Annotated in this window: 17 protein-coding genes; 1 reads left to right on the top strand and 16 read right to left on the bottom strand. The window is 59.3% G+C overall.

The features are described from left to right. Nucleotides 1–19: 19 nt before the first annotated feature. The 13 genes from fliR to fliF form a co-directional block, all read right to left on the bottom strand. Nucleotides 20–790, bottom strand: a complete 771-nt coding sequence (fliR, locus tag ACPWMG_RS03660) for a flagellar biosynthetic protein FliR (protein WP_483303313.1) — start codon at nucleotides 788–790, stop codon at nucleotides 20–22. 35 nt (nucleotides 791–825) lie between these two features. Further along, nucleotides 826–1,095 carry a flagellar biosynthesis protein FliQ gene (gene fliQ / locus ACPWMG_RS03655; RefSeq protein ID WP_483303312.1) on the bottom strand — a complete coding sequence of 90 codons (270 nt, stop codon included), beginning with the start codon at nucleotides 1,093–1,095 and terminating at the stop codon, nucleotides 826–828. A 17-nt stretch (nucleotides 1,096–1,112) separates the two neighbouring features. Continuing rightward, on the bottom strand, nucleotides 1,113–1,826 hold the full coding sequence (fliP, locus tag ACPWMG_RS03650) for a flagellar type III secretion system pore protein FliP (RefSeq protein ID WP_422832126.1): 714 nt from the start codon (nucleotides 1,824–1,826) through the stop codon (nucleotides 1,113–1,115). 70 nt (nucleotides 1,827–1,896) lie between these two features. Then, nucleotides 1,897–2,256, bottom strand: coding sequence for a FliO/MopB family protein (locus tag ACPWMG_RS03645; RefSeq protein ID WP_483303311.1), 360 nt, complete (start codon nucleotides 2,254–2,256; stop codon nucleotides 1,897–1,899). 9 nt (nucleotides 2,257–2,265) lie between these two features. Then, a complete protein-coding gene (fliN, locus tag ACPWMG_RS03640) occupies nucleotides 2,266–2,691 on the bottom strand; it encodes a flagellar motor switch protein FliN (protein ID WP_483303310.1) in 426 nt (141 codons plus the stop codon). Further along, nucleotides 2,678–3,688 (bottom strand): flagellar motor switch protein FliM, encoded by a 1,011-nt coding sequence (gene fliM, locus ACPWMG_RS03635; protein WP_483303309.1) that lies wholly within the window; start codon nucleotides 3,686–3,688, stop codon nucleotides 2,678–2,680. Before fliM ends, fliN begins: the two co-directional genes overlap by 14 nt. Nucleotides 3,689–3,709: 21 nt before the next feature. After that, nucleotides 3,710–4,270, bottom strand: coding sequence for a flagellar basal body-associated FliL family protein (locus tag ACPWMG_RS03630; protein WP_483303308.1), 561 nt, complete (start codon nucleotides 4,268–4,270; stop codon nucleotides 3,710–3,712). A 160-nt stretch (nucleotides 4,271–4,430) separates the two neighbouring features. Beyond that, nucleotides 4,431–5,747: a flagellar hook-length control protein FliK gene (locus tag ACPWMG_RS03625; protein WP_483303307.1), complete on the bottom strand. Its 1,317-nt coding sequence runs from the start codon at nucleotides 5,745–5,747 to the stop codon at nucleotides 4,431–4,433. A 1-nt stretch (nucleotide 5,748) separates the two neighbouring features. After that, complete coding sequence (gene fliJ, locus ACPWMG_RS03620) at nucleotides 5,749–6,213, bottom strand: flagellar export protein FliJ (RefSeq protein ID WP_483303306.1); 465 nt, start codon at nucleotides 6,211–6,213, stop codon at nucleotides 5,749–5,751. A 40-nt stretch (nucleotides 6,214–6,253) separates the two neighbouring features. Beyond that, complete coding sequence (gene fliI, locus ACPWMG_RS03615) at nucleotides 6,254–7,690, bottom strand: flagellar protein export ATPase FliI (RefSeq protein ID WP_483303305.1); 1,437 nt, start codon at nucleotides 7,688–7,690, stop codon at nucleotides 6,254–6,256. Continuing rightward, a complete protein-coding gene (locus ACPWMG_RS03610; protein WP_483303304.1) occupies nucleotides 7,680–8,405 on the bottom strand; it encodes a FliH/SctL family protein in 726 nt (241 codons plus the stop codon). Before ACPWMG_RS03610 ends, fliI begins: the two co-directional genes overlap by 11 nt. Further along, on the bottom strand, nucleotides 8,392–9,387 hold the full coding sequence (gene fliG, locus ACPWMG_RS03605; RefSeq protein ID WP_483303303.1) for a flagellar motor switch protein FliG: 996 nt from the start codon (nucleotides 9,385–9,387) through the stop codon (nucleotides 8,392–8,394). The genes ACPWMG_RS03610 and fliG overlap by 14 nt, the downstream gene beginning before the upstream one ends. A 32-nt stretch (nucleotides 9,388–9,419) precedes the next feature. After that, complete coding sequence (gene fliF, locus ACPWMG_RS03600) at nucleotides 9,420–11,138, bottom strand: flagellar basal-body MS-ring/collar protein FliF (protein ID WP_483303302.1); 1,719 nt, start codon at nucleotides 11,136–11,138, stop codon at nucleotides 9,420–9,422. Nucleotides 11,139–11,302: 164 nt separating this feature from the next. Here fliF and fliE point away from each other — a divergent pair, with 164 nt between their 5' ends. Further along, on the top strand, nucleotides 11,303–11,635 hold the full coding sequence (fliE, locus tag ACPWMG_RS03595) for a flagellar hook-basal body complex protein FliE (RefSeq protein ID WP_483303301.1): 333 nt from the start codon (nucleotides 11,303–11,305) through the stop codon (nucleotides 11,633–11,635). Between the two features lie 272 nt (nucleotides 11,636–11,907). On the opposite strand, the gene ACPWMG_RS03590 is transcribed toward fliE, so the two are convergent. The 3 genes from ACPWMG_RS03590 to fliD all read right to left on the bottom strand — a co-directional run bounded on the left by ACPWMG_RS03590 (nucleotide 11,908) and on the right by fliD (nucleotide 14,235). After that, nucleotides 11,908–12,207, bottom strand: coding sequence for a flagellar protein FliT (locus ACPWMG_RS03590; RefSeq protein WP_483303300.1), 300 nt, complete (start codon nucleotides 12,205–12,207; stop codon nucleotides 11,908–11,910). Nucleotides 12,208–12,238: 31 nt separating this feature from the next. After that, entirely contained in the window at nucleotides 12,239–12,661 is a 423-nt protein-coding gene (gene fliS, locus ACPWMG_RS03585; RefSeq protein ID WP_483303299.1) for a flagellar export chaperone FliS, read from the bottom strand. A gap of 71 nt (nucleotides 12,662–12,732) precedes the next feature. Then, nucleotides 12,733–14,235 carry a flagellar filament capping protein FliD gene (fliD, locus tag ACPWMG_RS03580; protein WP_483303298.1) on the bottom strand — a complete coding sequence of 501 codons (1,503 nt, stop codon included), beginning with the start codon at nucleotides 14,233–14,235 and terminating at the stop codon, nucleotides 12,733–12,735. Nucleotides 14,236–14,374: the final 139 nt, after the last annotated feature.

The raw sequence follows: 14,374 nt of genomic DNA, 5'->3' as shown, positions 1-14,374 counted from the left end.
CCGTCAGCCTGCCCACCAGCTAACGCGTGGCGCTAAACAAATCGATCATCTTCTGCATCAGCGCCAGCACCGGCTGATCGAGCATGGGCAGCGTAGCGGTCAAGCCAATCAGGCCCATCGTCAAGGTGATGGGAAAGCCAATCGCGTAGATGTTCATCTGCGGTGCGACGCGGGAGATGATGCCCAGCGTCAAGTTCACAAACAGCAACAGGCCGATCATGGGCAGCGCAATCCACAGCGCGCTGGAAAACAACTCAGCACCCAAGGCGTAGATCTTCACCTGCGCCAACATGGTGAGAATGTTGCCATCGGTGGGAAAAGCGTCGAAGCTTTTGATCACCGCCAGCAGCACCATCAGGTGACCATTGATCACCACAAACATCAAGGTGGCCATGTGCCCCAGAAAGCGCGACACAGCACTCACTTGCGCGTTGCTCGATGGATCAAAGAAGGCTGCGAAGTTCAACCCCATTTGCAAGCCGACCAATTCACCGGCCAACTCCACTGCGGCAAACACCAGGCGCACGGCAAAGCCAATCGACAAACCCACGCCCACTTGCTGCAGCACAGCGCCCACGGCTTGCGGACTGTTGATGTCGACGATGGGCTGGCCCACAAGGCTGGGCTGCGCGGCCAGCGAGATGAAAAACGCCAGGCCGATCTTGGTGCGCATCGGAATGGCACGCAGCGAAAACACCGGCGCAGCAGTGAACAGCGCCAGCACCCGTATGAAGGGCCAGAGCAACGGCGACAGCCATGTCACCAATTGGGCTTCGGTAAAGGTCAGCACGGGCTCAACCTAGCGCTTGCCGGAAGGGCACAGCGCTACAACACCAGTGATGGAATGGACTCGATGGTGCGGCGGATGTAATCCACCAAGGTGCTCAACATCCAAGGACCGGCCAAGGCAAACACCAGCATGGCGGCCAGCAGCTTGGGCACAAACGACAGCGTGGCTTCGTGGATTTGCGTGATGGCCTGGAAAATACTGACCAACAAACCTACCACTAGTACGGCGGCCAGCACCGGGGCCGACACCATGAGCAACAACAACAAGGCCTCTTGACCTTTGGTGAGCACCATTTGAGAGTTCATAGCAGCCTCAGCAAGATTTAGGTGGCGAAGCTGGCAGCCAACGAGCCGATCAGCAGGTTCCAGCCGTCGGCCAGCACAAACAGCATGAGCTTGAACGGCAGCGCCACCAGCACCGGCGACAACATCATCATGCCCAGCGACATCAACACGCTGGCGGTCACGATGTCGATCACCAGAAATGGAATGAAGATCATGAAGCCGATCTGGAACGCCGACTTGAGCTCACTGGTGACAAACGCAGGCACCAGCACACGCAAGGGTGCGTTTTCGGCCGTCACCGATGGGTCGAGTTTGGCCAAGCGGGAGAACAACGAAAAATCAGATTGGCGGGTTTGCTTGAGCATGAACTGGCGCACAGGCACTTCACCTTTCTCTACCGCTTGTTCAAACGTCAACGTGTTCTGGGTATAGGGCAGGTAAGCATCCTGGTAGAGCTTGTCCAGCGTGGGGCCCATGACAAACAGCGTCAGGAACAACGACAAGCCAATCACCACCTGGTTGGGCGGCGCCGACTGCGTACCCAAGGCCTGGCGCAACAATGACAGCACGATGACGATGCGCGTGAAGGCGGTCATCATCAACAGCACGGCTGGCAAGAATGACAACGCCGTGAAAAACAGCAGCGTCTGAATGGGGACGGAGTAGCTCGTGCTACCGCTACCCGAGCCAATCATCAACGGCAAGGCGCCGTTGTTTTGCGCATAGGCGCTGCCCGACAGCACCAGTGCCATGGCGGCAACGCCACCCCACACGCTGGCACGGCGAACGTTGCGTTTGATCGTGGATGCGCAGAGGCGACAGTTAGACACGGGGAGCTCCATCGGCGGGCACGGCGGCATTGCTGCTCACAGTGCCATTCGCCAAAACGGTACGGAAATCGGCCGGAGTGTTCGCCACAGGGGCGTTCACGGGAATGGTGTGCAGGCAAGTGATGGTCTGGTTCGTCACGCCCAGCACCAGCATGGTTTGTGCACCTTGCGGGCCAACCTCGACGGTCACCACACGCTGGTGCGGCCCTACCCCCACGGCAGATACCACACGGCAGGCGCCGACGGCACCGCCACCGACTTTGGACGCTCTGTTCTGGATACGTTTGATGGCCCAGGGCAACATCGCAAACAGGACCACAAAGAAACCGACCAACAGAAGCGTCTGACTCATCATTGGGAATCAGCCTCCTCGGCTTACGCGACGCAGGCGTTCCGATGGGGTGACCACGTCGGTCAAGCGGATACCGAACTTGTCGTTCACCACCACCACTTCGCCCTGCGCGATGAGATAGCCGTTGACCAACACGTCCATGGGTTCACCGGCCAATGCATCCAGCTCCACAACCGAGCCTTGCGCCAGTTGCAGGATGTACTTGATTGGCACCTTGGTGCGGCCCAGCTCCACCGACAAGGTGACCGGAATGTCCAGCACCATGTGGATGTCTTGCGTGCCGTCTTTGCCAGATGTGAAAGGCTTGACAGGCTCGCCCGTCAGAGGTCCGCCCTGTTCAGGGTCCGCCTTCTCGGTGGTTTTCTGTTCTTCCAACGCTTCGGCCCAGGCGGCCATTGGATCGTCGGATTCGTCTTTTGTGTTATCGGTTGCCATTGGCATCACCTCCGTTTTGGCTATCGTGCCCTCGCAAGAACTGGTCTATGCGAACGGCGTACTTGGAATTGTGGGTGCCGTATTGGCACTCGAAAATGGGAACCCCTGCAATCGAGACCGTAATACTCGGTTCGCGCTCCAGCTCGATGAAGTCACCCGGCTTCATGGCCAGCAGTTGCTCCACCGTAGCACCGGCCTGAGCCAACTCGGCCACCAGGGTGACCGGCGCAGACTGGATCTCTTTGCTCAGCACATTCACCCAGCGGCGGTCGACTTCCACCGAGTCGCCCTGCGTGGCCGAATACAGCACATCGCGGATCGGCTCCAGCGTGGAGTACGGCATGCAGATGTGGATCGAACCCGAAATGTCGCCGATTTCGAGTTGAAAGGACGTCGCCACGACAATTTCGCTGGGTGTCGCGATGTTGGCAAACTGCGGCTGCATTTCCGAGCGCTGGTAGTCCAGCTCCAGCGGATAAATGCCGTGCCAAGCCTTGCGGTATTCATCGCAGATCACGCCCACCAGGCGGTTGATCACGCGTTGTTCGGTCAGCGAAAACTCGCGCCCTTCAATACGGGTGTGGAATTTGCCTACGCCACCGTACAAGGTGTCAATGACGCCGAACACCAAAGATGGCTCACACACCACCAGCCCGTTGCCGCGCAGTGGGCGAATGGCCATGATGTTGAAGTTGGTCGGCACGGCCAGCTCGCGCAAGAAGGCGCTGTAGCGCTGCACGGCCACGGTGCCCACGTTGATTTCCGGGCTGCGACGGATGAAGTTGAACAACCCAATACGGAAATTGCGCGCAAACCGTTCGTTGACGATTTCCATCGTCGGCATACGGCCACGGACAATCCTCTCCTGGCTCGAAATGTCGTAGTTTCGAATGCCGCCGCCGGGGCCTTGCGCTTCTTCGGTGGCCGCGGCACTTTCGCCCGTGACCCCTTCCAGAAGCGCATCGACCTCTTCTTGGGATAAAAATGTTTCACTCATGGCGCAACTCCAGATCCTGCATCACTGAACAATGAAGCTGGTGAAGAGAACGTTGTTGATCGGGTTGTGCGCCGCCACCTTGGCTCTGCGCTGCGGCTTGGCCTTGGGTTTCTCATCGGCATGCTCGTCTTCATCGTCCTCAACGGTGTAACCCAGCGGCTTGGAAATTTCGCGCAGAATCGCCCGCGCCAATTTGTCTTTGCCGTCTTTGGACAACAGTTCTTCAGAAGTGCGTTGAGACACCAGCATCAGGATCGAGCTGCGCACCGTGGGCATATAGGCCTTGACTTCATCGGAGGCATGCTGATCCACCAGCTCGATGGTCACACCGATTTGGGCATAACGGTCACCGCCCGGATCTGCCAGGTTCACGACCATGTTGTCCACAGGAAGGAAAACAGGCGGCGTCTTGGGCTTGGACGCATGTGCAACAGGCGCATCGTCGCCATCTTCGGGCGCGGAGCGGCCAAACATGAACCAGCCGCCACCACCAGCCACCGCCAGCAGTACAACTGCAGCGATGATGATGATCATTTTTTTGCCTTTCGGCTTGGGTGGTGTTGAGGCTTCAGGAGCAGACACGGTTACTTCCTCCGAGGGGTAGCGCTTACAGGGCCGACATCTAAATGTCTTGGCATCTGTTGCATTATTGGGTTAGGGGCCGACCGATGATAGTCAGATTAGCAGGGGAAAATGGCCGCATACACACGAGTGGCCTGCGGCTTTTCGGCCCGAAATCGGGTTAGACGTACAGGTCCAATTCACCCGCCGGGGCACGCGTGGGTGCCGACACCCGCTCGTCAATGCCCTCACCCTGGCCGGCAAAACCACTGTTAGAACGCGCTTGTTGCTGCTGGCCGCCCATGCCGCCAGCACCACCGGCCCCGCCTGCGCCACCCGCGCCCGAGCTGCTGACGGTGAAGCCCGAAAGCACCAAGCCCTGGCTGTCGAGCAGGTCCTTCAGATGCGACGAGGCGTTGGCCAGCATCTCGCGGGTCATCGCCTGATCGGCACGCAGCTCCACGCGCGCCTCGTTGCCCGAGAGCGAAATGCTCACATGCACGCGCTCGGCATTGGCACCGTCTACCGTCATCTCTGCGTTTTGAACGCCTTGCGCTACCCAGTAGCTCACCTGATCAGCCACGTCGGCGCTGCTGGTGGCGGGAGCGGCCAGAGATGCGCCGGTCGAGGCATCGTATTGCACCGTCGGCGTAAAGCCACCATGTGCAAATGGGCGATCGGGCACCAGCCCGCCAAGCTGTGCGCCGTCGACCCCACCCACGCGCGTTTGGGCGGCGGCGATGTTGTCGGCTGACTCCAGTTGCGTGGCCACCATGGCGGCCGTCGCCAGGCTCTGGGTACTATTGGTGGCTTGGGCCAAAGCGTTGCCCATGCGGTCGTTGCGCGCAGCCAGATCGACCTGCGCCTGCAACGCGCTCTTGCCGGACAGCGCTTGCTGCGAAGCCAGTGCATTTACGCCATTGGCGTTGACGCCAGCACCGGCCTTTTCGCCACGTGCACGCATCTGCTCCAACACCGAGGCGTAATCTCCCAGCGCGGTTTTCAAATGCTCGGTCGCGGCTTTGGCATCGGCACCGACCAGGCCGGACGCCAATGCGGCAGCGGCACCCGCCTTACCGTTCAACAGCGCGGTCACGCCATCCGTCTTGCCTTCAGTGACACCGTCTGCTTTGCCGTTCAAAGAGGGTGTCGCATCGTCGCCACCCACGGCGCGTGCGCCTTGCGCGGCAGCCAGCAACGCCGCGATCATGGCGCTGTTGTCCACCAGCGGCGTATCAGGCAAGACCAGCGGCTGCGCCACCGTCGTCGCAGCATCTTTGCCATCGTCTGTTTCGCTCTCGGTGGAAGCGTCGGTCGCCTGGCTCGCCTGAGCCGGCGCATCCTGCGCCTGGGGTGCCGGCGCATCCGCTGCACTCAACAACGCCGAAAAACCACCTGCGGCCGCATCATCCTTTGCGTCCGTTCGCGAACTCGACGCACTGCTTTTAGCCGGCGCCGATTGTGCCGCCGCGTTCACACCACTTGTTTCAATGCCCATATCAACTCCCGCCATTAAATTGCCGTGCACCGGCACTACTGAACCGCACGGACGCGATTTCGTCCATCTGTTTCTGCTCTCGTCTACGCTGCTCCAGCGTGATCGCAGCTTGTTTCTTGACACGCACCTGCTTCAAGGTGGCGACACGCATTTCCGCTTGCACCAGCGCGCTTCTGGCGTTTTCCACCACCACCGCGTGCTGCCGCAAAATGTCTTTCTGCATGTGCATCGCATGATGCAAACGCTCCACAAACTGGTAGTGGTGCCGCATCAGTTCGGGCACGGCACACACCTTGCCCTGGGTGGCCCAACGGATGTCGGTTTCAAGCGCATAGGTCTCCAACTGCTTGAGCTGGTTCTGCGCCGCGATCTCCGCTTGCTGCGCAGCGCCCAGCGCCTTGCTGGCGTCATCACGCTTGAGCGTCGCCACATCAATGGCGAGGTCGAGGGTTCTGATGAGCGACATGCCGTTTCCTGCTGGTGGGGCTTAGGTCGATCGTGGCACGCTACATGCGCCCGGCCATCGAGGGCTTGGTGCCCACCGACTGGCGCATTTGTTCCACGCTGTCGGCCAGCGCTGACGACTCGTACATGCCTTGCTGCAGAAACTCGGTCATGCCGTCGTTCAAGCGCACAGCTTCGTCCAAACCCGGATCAGAACCCATGGCATAGGCGCCAATCTGGATCAGGTCCTTGCCCTTTTGGTACCGCGAGTTCACCGAGCGGAAGCGCCGCGCCAGCTCAAAGTGTTCCGGAGAGACCACGTTGTGCATCACGCGCGAGGCCGACTGCTCAATGTCGATGGCCGGGAAGTGCCCTGCCTCGGCCAGTTCGCGCGACAGCACGATGTGGCCATCCAGGATGGCACGCGCCGCATCGGCAATCGGATCTTGTTGGTCGTCGCCTTCCGACAGCACGGTGTAGAAAGCGGTGATCGAACCCACGCCATTCAAGCCGTTACCGCTGCGCTCCACCAGTTGCGGCATCTTGGCAAAACACGATGGCGGATAGCCCTTGGTGGCAGGCGGCTCACCGATGGCCAGCGCAATCTCGCGTTGCGCCATAGCATAGCGCGTGAGCGAATCCATCAGCAACAACACATGCTGGCCCTTGTCGCGAAAGTGCTCGGCAATCGCCGTGGCATAGGCGGCGCCCTGCAGACGCAGCAGCGGCGGCGCATCGGCCGGCGCGGCCACGACCACCGAGCGCTCACGCCCCTCGTCGCCCAAAATATCTTCAATGAATTCTTTGACTTCGCGGCCGCGTTCGCCAATCAGCCCCACCACCACCACATCGGCTTTGGTGTAGCGGGCCATCATGCCCAGCAGCACGCTCTTGCCCACGCCGGAGCCGGCAAACAAGCCGATCCGCTGGCCACGGCCCACGGTCAGCATGGCATTGATGGCGCGCACGCCCGTGTCGAGCGGTTGGCGCACCGGCGCACGTTCCATGGCGTTGATAGGCTTGCGGTCCAGCGGCTCGGCGACCACTTCTTCGAGTGGGCCGCCATGGTCCATCGGGTGGCCTTGGGCGTCGATCACACGGCCCAGCAAACCATCGCCGAGCGGCAGGCGCAAGACGCCTACGCGCGATGGGTTCACTTCACCCGGCACATCACCCAAACGCGGCACCGGTGTGAACGGCTCGGCTGGCACCACGCTGGCGCCGTTGCACAAGCCGTGCACGTCACCGGCGGGCATCAGAAAGGCCCGCTCATTCGAGAAACCGACCACTTCGACCAGCACCGGCTCTTGGCCTGTCATGCTGATCGTGCATTGCGAACCCACGGGTGCACGGATGCCTGCGGCCTCCAGCACCAGCCCAGCAAGCCGCGTCAGCGTGCCACGCGTTTCCAGCGGGCTCCCGGCATTGACGCGCCGCGAAGCTTCACCCATGAAGGACGACCAGCGGTCTACGCCGGTGTTTGCGGCTTCACTTGTCATCTTCCTGGTCCTCCCAGGGTGCCGTCACACCGAGGCTGGCCACCGCACGTTCCCAGCGTTTGGCTAGGCCGCCGTCGATCACCATGCCAGCCGATTCGACCAGGCAGTCGCCCGGCGCCACATTGCTGTCGGCCAGCCACTTGATACTGGCATCGTCAAACTCTTCTTGCAGCGGACCACGGAACAGGTCGAGGTCTTGCGGGTTGAGCTTGACCACTTTGACTTTGCCATCGGCCATCAACATGCCCAGCGCTTCGCGCACCACGGGCAACAAGGCGTTCGGGTCGGCGTTGAGTTCCTGGCGCACCACTTGGCGGGCCAGGCTCACGGCCAGATCCAGCACCTGGCGCGCCAGGTTTTGTTCGACCTCGTCCAGGCGTTCGTGCAAGCCGGCCATCAACGTGGCCACGGATTGGGCAGCCTTGGCGCCTTGGCCTTGCACGTACTCGTCCAGTTTATGGTTGCCTTCGTTGGTGGCCTCTTCACGCCCTTGCGCCAAGCCAGCGGCGTAACCTTCGTCCCAAGCGCGTTCGAGTTGAACCTGTACCGGCTCCTCGGGCTCGGCCACCACCTCTTCTTCAGGCTCGGCCGTCTCATCGGGCAGTGCCAGCATGGGCGCGCCCAGCGAGCCAAAGTTCCACGCGGCGAACGCCGCGATCTCTTCGCTCGGAATGAACTTGGCGTGCGGCTTGGGCGGGTTATCAGATGAGTGCATCATCGGCGCCACCACCAATCACAACCTGGCCTTCGTCTGCCAGACGACGCACAACCTTGAGGATTTCCTTCTGCTGTGCTTCGACTTCGGACAGGCGCAACGGACCGCGTGCTTCCAAATCTTCGCGCAGCGTTTCGGCGGCACGGCTGGACATGTTGGCCAGGATCTTTTCCTTGAGCTCGTTGCTCGCGCCCTTGAGGGACACGATGAGCGTTTCGGATGCGATTTCCTTGAGCACCATCTGGATCGACTTGTCGTCCAGGTTGTAGATGTCGTCGAAGGTGAACATCTTGTCGACGATCTTCTGGGCCAGATCGGGGTCGAAGCCCTTGATCGACTCGATCACCGTACCTTCGATGTTCGCGCCCAACAAGTTGATGATTTCGGCCGCAGCCTTGACACCGCCCAGCGAAGTCTTGCGCACCTTGTCGCCACCGGCCAGCACCTTGAACAACACTTCGTTCAGGTCTTTCAGCGCGGTCGGTTGAATACCTTCCAACGTCGCCACACGCAGCATGACTTCGTTGCGTTGGCGTTCGGTCAGTTGCTTCAGCACGGCGGCAGCCTGTTCGAAGTCCAGATGGACCAGGATGGCGGCAACAATTTGCGGGTGTTCGTTGCGCAGCAGTTCGGCCACGGACAACGGGTCCATCCACTTCAAGCTTTCAATGCCGGAGACGTCGCCACCTTGCAAGATGCGGTCGATCAGCAGATCGGCCTTGTCGTCGCCCAGAGCGCGGCGCAATACCGACTTGACGTAGTTGCTGGTGTCGGACACCAGCAAGCTTTGTTCCGCTGCCGCCTGGGTGAAGCGGATCAGCACTTCATCGACTTTGTCGCGGGTCACAGCGCGGGTCTTGGCGATGGTTTCGCCCAGTTTTTGCACTTCTTTAGGCGACAGGTGCTTGAACACCTCGGCAGCCTCTTCCTCTCCGATCGACATCAGAAAGATTGCTGCGTCTTGCAGGCCTTTTTCATCCATGATGGTTTTCCCAGTTAGGTTGAACGAGGGGCTCAGCCGCCTTCGTCACCATTAATCCACGTCTTGATGATCGCTGCAACCGCCACGGGGTTCTCCTTGGCCAGCTTGCGGGCTTCGTCCATGCGCAACTGGTGCGCAGATGGCGAGAGGTCTTCAATCGGCTGACCGTCAGGCCCGGTCAGAGCCGGACGCTGGTTCTCGTCTGCAACCAAGGCATCCAATCCGCCTGGAATGATGTTGCCTTCAGCGTCAACAGCTACCTCTTTAGGAGCAGCCATGGCCTTCAAGCCCGGCCGCACGAAGCCAAACAGAATCAATGCCACCAGCAGCACCACACCAATCGGCCAAGCCAGACTGCGCGCCAACTCCAGTGTGGCCGGTTGGCGCCACAGCGGGGTGTTGTCCACCGCAGCCACATCGGACAGGAACGGTGCATTCATCATGTTCACAGAGTCGCCGCGTTCCTGGCTGAAACCAATGGATTGACGCACCAATTCCGTCATCTGGGTGATTTGCTGCTCGGTCAACGCCTTCGGTGTGGCAACACCCTTGTCATCCACGACCGACTGGTAATTCACCACCACCGCAGCACTCAACCGCTTGACCGCGCCAGTGCCACCACGCACCACACGCACAGTTTTATCAACTTCGTAGTTGGTCACCGATTCACGCTTGACTTGTGCATTCGCGGCGCCCGCACCGGGTTGACCAGCAGCCTGCAGCGGCGCAACTTGACCGTTCACTGGCGCGTTGGCTTGCACAGGTGGCTGGTTGGAAACAGCACCCGGCACACCGGACGGCCCCGTACCACCGGCAGGGCCGGAGGTTTCAACCACTTGCTGGCTGCGCACGGCGCTGGCGTCAGTCGCCAGGTTCGGACGATGCTGCTCAGACGTCGATTCTGTTTGCGAGAAATCAACTTCAGCCGACACCTGCGCCTTGACGTTTTCACGGCCAACGATAGGCGCCAGAATGTCAATGATCCGCTGTGTGTACTGCTGCTCCAGCTTCTGCGCATATTGCAGTTGCTCGGCATCAGCACCACCGGCGCCAGGCGTACCGTCAGGCGACTGCGACAACAATTTACCGGTGTCGTCGAGCACGCTCACGGCCGACGGCGTCATCTCTGGCACGCTGGAAGACACCAGGTGCACGATGCCGGCGATCTGCGCGCGATCCAGGGTTCGACCAGGGTGCAAGCTCAACAACACAGAAGCCGAGGGCTTTTGCTGTTCGCGGAAGAACCCGTTTTGATTAGGCAGCGCCAGATGCACGCGAGCACTCGACACCGAGGTCAATCCCTGAATCGACCGCGTCAACTCACCTTCCAGCCCACGCTGGAAAGTCAAGCGCTCTTGAAACTGCGTCATGCCGAAGCGATTCGATTCCATCAGCTCAAAGCCGGTGACCGAACCCTTGGGCAAGCCCAGCGAGGCCAAGCGCAAACGCACGTCATACACACGATCGGCGGGCACCGTGATGGCACCTCCGCCTTCGGTGTATTTGTAGGGGACATTCATTTGCGTTAATTGCGCAACGATGGCCCCTCCATCTTTTTCCGACAAGTTGGCGTACAACACCTTGTAGTCGGTTTTTTGGCTAAAGAATATGCCCGCGATGCAAAGCAGCACCAGCAAGGCGACTCCAATCCCCATTCGCATTCGCTGAGAGCGATCCAGTTTGGATAGCTTCTCCATCACGGATGTGGAAGGGTTTGTATTAACAACAGGTATTTCGGCGACTGCAGACATCATGAATCCTAGGTCGAATGGCGCTCCAAGAATGAGCAGATTATTGGACCGATGCCTATTTGCATGAGGGGGATAAGCCAGACATTAGGCGTTCTTTTCCCCGGATCGAAGTGCGCCACGCAAACCACAATTGCGCCATCTACCACCAACCGGGAAGAACCACCATGGATCTCCGCCTGTCGCCAGTATCGCCATCTATCCAAGCCCCCAACCTCTCCCGCGTTGGGATCTCCACCCGCTCCACCAACCCAGACGCTGGCGATAGCCAGGCCGATGCTGGATTTTCTGGTGCACTCAAAGGCGCCCTGTCTGCCGTGAGCGCAGCGCAGAACACCTCTTCCGGCCTGCAGCGTGAAGTTGCCCTGGAAAACCCAAAGGTCAGCCTGGAAGAAACCATGGTCGCCATTCAGAAAGCCCAAATCGGCTTCCAGGCTACGCTGCACGTGCGCAACCGCATGGTGCAAGCTTATAGCGACATCATGAACATGCAGGTGTAAGCGCTCAACGCCCCACCCAAAACTGCTCCCGGCAGGCTTCGCGAAAGTCTACCGAGACGAGCACCAAAGATGCCCCGCAAATGCCCTGTCATTGCAGGGCATTTTGTTTTGGTGGCGGCAAAACATGGATTGCTCAAGAAGCACGACCCCTCCCCGCTCCAAAGCAAACACCAGCCCACCAGGACGCGCCGTAGACAAAGCCCAAAAACCACGATGCCCGCAAGGCGCAAACCTTGCGGGCATCGTGATCTACTGAGCTGTTGACTTTTTGATCAGTGCACGAGCTGCGATCGCCCGGCAATCATCTTCTCAAACTGGCCGAGCCATGGCTCCGTCAAACAACGGATCTGCGCATCGTTGCGCAAGATACGCTGCATGATGCGCGCCTTCTCGGTACGGTGTTCGGCAGACAGTTGTTCACCTTGTGACTGGTGGCGCAGTTGCTCGATCAGCACCGCGCAGGCGCCTTCGTAACGAACGACGCCTTCCCAGTCTTCCATCTTCGCGGCCTCCAGCATTTTCATGCTGCTGTCTTCGATGGCCTTGTAGTAATCAATCAGTGCTTGCGACATGATGTGATCCTGGCTTTTTAATATTAGTGGTTCAGGCGTTGGGCGCCTGATTGGGATTGATGCTTTTCCAGGCATCAAACACAGTGGTAATCAGTTTCGAAACCTCTTCAACCAGGGTGCTATCGTTTTTCAGGTTGGCTTCCGTCAAGCGCAAGATGCTGTAGTTATAGACACCACGCAAATTCACTGCCAACTCGCCGCCCAGATCGTCGTTCAAACTGCCGTTGAGGCCTTCATCGAGGATGCGCACCGCGCGCCCGATCTCTTTGCCTTTAGCCTCCACGTCTCCGCGCTCAATGGCGACACGCGCCTTGCCCAATGACTCCAGCAACGCCTCATACAAGAGGGTAATCAATTGATGGGGATTTGCCCCTTCAATGCTGGTTTGTACAGCCACCCGTTGATAGGCCGATGCGGAGCGCGTGCTGACGGAGGTAAACATGGCGGTATTCATTTGAACTTCAATACTCTTGTTATCGGCAGCCTAGGCAAAAACTCAAGCCCCTGAAAGGAAAAAGAAAGACATCAATTGCTGGTCGTCTTGTTCCACTGCGCCACTTGCTGCGTGACGTAGTCGCTCAAGGCCGTCAGCGATGCCATCTTGACGTCCAGTGCCGAATAGGTTTTGCTCAACTGGGCTTCCAACTTAGTCGCACGGTCGTTTACTTTGGTTTGCTCGTCGGTGTTGCGTTCGACTTGCTTCTCCAACGCGTCCTGCTTGGCCGTGATGCCGCCATCCAGCGACAACATGTCCGCAGCAAAGGTCTTGAGCTTGACGGCAATACCCTGAGAACTCGAACCACCTGCCGTGCCAGCAAACAAATTCTTCAGCGAGGCCAGGCCATCGGTAGTCGCCAATGCACTGTCCAGGTCCATACGACCCAAGGCCTTCTGCGCAGTCGTCAGGGTATCGATTTGCAAAGCACCACCTTGTTGCATGGAGATGCCCACGTCGGACAAACGCGTCAAGGTGGTCCCCATCGCCGTCGAAGTAACCATGCGACGCAGCATGTTCATCAAGCCGACGGTCGTAGAGTCTGCTTGCAAAATCCCGACGGTTTTGGTGGCGTTGTCGTCTGTGCTGGTGGCGTTGTCTACCGTGGAGGTGTATTTTGTGGAATCCGACAATAGCGTGTTCACTGCGTTGTAGGCATCCACAAACGCCTTGATATTCGCCTTGATGGTGGCGGTATCAGCCTTGACAGTAACCAAGGCATCGCTGGTGGTCACCTGGCTCAACGCCAGCGCTACACCCGGGATCACATTCTTCAGTTCATTGGTGGCAGAAGAAACCGACACCCCGTTGATCGTTGCCTTTGCGTTTTGCGCAGCCTGCGTCATCGTCGTACCCGACGAGGCATTCAACGGATCGTAAGTCAGCGCCTGTAACCCCGCGCTGGCGCCGGAAGCGGCCGTGATCTTGAAACCTGAAACTTCACCCGTCGAAGTGGAACGGATCATCAGGCGCTCGCCCGAAGCGTCACTGATGACTGTGGCTGACACGCCCGCGTTGGCGTCGTTGATTTTGGAGGCCACAAGGGCCAAGGACGTGATCCCCGAAGGAATCACAACAGAGATGGCGGTTTTGGTGGAGTCCGCAGCAAATGCCGTCGGCGTGGGTGGCGAACCCGCCGTAGTGGTCCACGTGCCGAGTTGAATGGTCAGGGTGCCGTCGAGGGCCGTGCCCGTGGGGACCACGCTGGACACCGTCGATTGCGACTGCGCCAATTGCGAAACACCCACACTGAATGAAGACGCCGTGGCAATGCCCGTGACAGTGGGGGTGACTGCGCTGCTATTAGAGGTCAGCGTCATCGCGTTCCAGCCGCTGTCACGCGACAAGGTACCAGCCGCATCGGACAGGGTGGTCATCAAGGACTTGATCTGGCCATAAGCCGAAATCTTGGCCTGAACCACGGTCGCCTGCGCCGCAAGCGTGGTCAAAGGCGATTTTTCCACCGCCACCAGCTTGGAAATAATTTCGTTGACATTCAGCCCGCTGCCAAGCCCTAACGATGAAATACCCATTTCAATCTCCTGGATGCTGTCGAATACGACGATGTAGGCATCACCCGGAAGGTACGCCTATACCAAATATTCGGCAATTGTCCAACACTCCCTGAAAGCCAAACGGCGGAGAAAGGATACCCTTTCTCCGCCTGTTCAA

The organism is Hydrophilobacter chitinilyticus (assembly GCF_049860745.1).
Taxonomy (GTDB): Bacteria; Pseudomonadota; Gammaproteobacteria; order Burkholderiales; family Burkholderiaceae_C; genus Rhodoferax_B.
This window is presented reverse-complemented; position numbering and strand designations above follow the sequence as displayed.

What these genes read in the sequence shown, in the direction of transcription:
- fliG (WP_483303303.1), bottom strand. Translation starts at nt 9,387, where the DNA reads ATGGATGAAAAAGGCCTGCAAGACGCAGCAATCTTTCTGATGTCGATC.
- fliJ (WP_483303306.1), bottom strand. Translation starts at nt 6,213, where the DNA reads ATGTCGCTCATCAGAACCCTCGACCTCGCCATTGATGTGGCGACGCTC.
- fliD (WP_483303298.1), bottom strand. Translation starts at nt 14,235, where the DNA reads ATGGGTATTTCATCGTTAGGGCTTGGCAGCGGGCTGAATGTCAACGAA.
- fliS (WP_483303299.1), bottom strand. Translation starts at nt 12,661, where the DNA reads ATGAATACCGCCATGTTTACCTCCGTCAGCACGCGCTCCGCATCGGCC.
- fliM (WP_483303309.1), bottom strand. Translation starts at nt 3,688, where the DNA reads ATGAGTGAAACATTTTTATCCCAAGAAGAGGTCGATGCGCTTCTGGAA.
- ACPWMG_RS03645 (WP_483303311.1), bottom strand. Translation starts at nt 2,256, where the DNA reads ATGAGTCAGACGCTTCTGTTGGTCGGTTTCTTTGTGGTCCTGTTTGCG.
- ACPWMG_RS03610 (WP_483303304.1), bottom strand. Translation starts at nt 8,405, where the DNA reads ATGCACTCATCTGATAACCCGCCCAAGCCGCACGCCAAGTTCATTCCG.
- fliE (WP_483303301.1), top strand. Translation starts at nt 11,303, where the DNA reads ATGGATCTCCGCCTGTCGCCAGTATCGCCATCTATCCAAGCCCCCAAC.
- ACPWMG_RS03590 (WP_483303300.1), bottom strand. Translation starts at nt 12,207, where the DNA reads ATGTCGCAAGCACTGATTGATTACTACAAGGCCATCGAAGACAGCAGC.
- ACPWMG_RS03625 (WP_483303307.1), bottom strand. Translation starts at nt 5,747, where the DNA reads ATGGGCATTGAAACAAGTGGTGTGAACGCGGCGGCACAATCGGCGCCG.
- fliF (WP_483303302.1), bottom strand. Translation starts at nt 11,138, where the DNA reads ATGTCTGCAGTCGCCGAAATACCTGTTGTTAATACAAACCCTTCCACA.
- fliP (WP_422832126.1), bottom strand. Translation starts at nt 1,826, where the DNA reads ATGGCACTGGTGCTGTCGGGCAGCGCCTATGCGCAAAACAACGGCGCC.
- fliI (WP_483303305.1), bottom strand. Translation starts at nt 7,690, where the DNA reads ATGACAAGTGAAGCCGCAAACACCGGCGTAGACCGCTGGTCGTCCTTC.
- fliQ (WP_483303312.1), bottom strand. Translation starts at nt 1,095, where the DNA reads ATGAACTCTCAAATGGTGCTCACCAAAGGTCAAGAGGCCTTGTTGTTG.
- fliN (WP_483303310.1), bottom strand. Translation starts at nt 2,691, where the DNA reads ATGGCAACCGATAACACAAAAGACGAATCCGACGATCCAATGGCCGCC.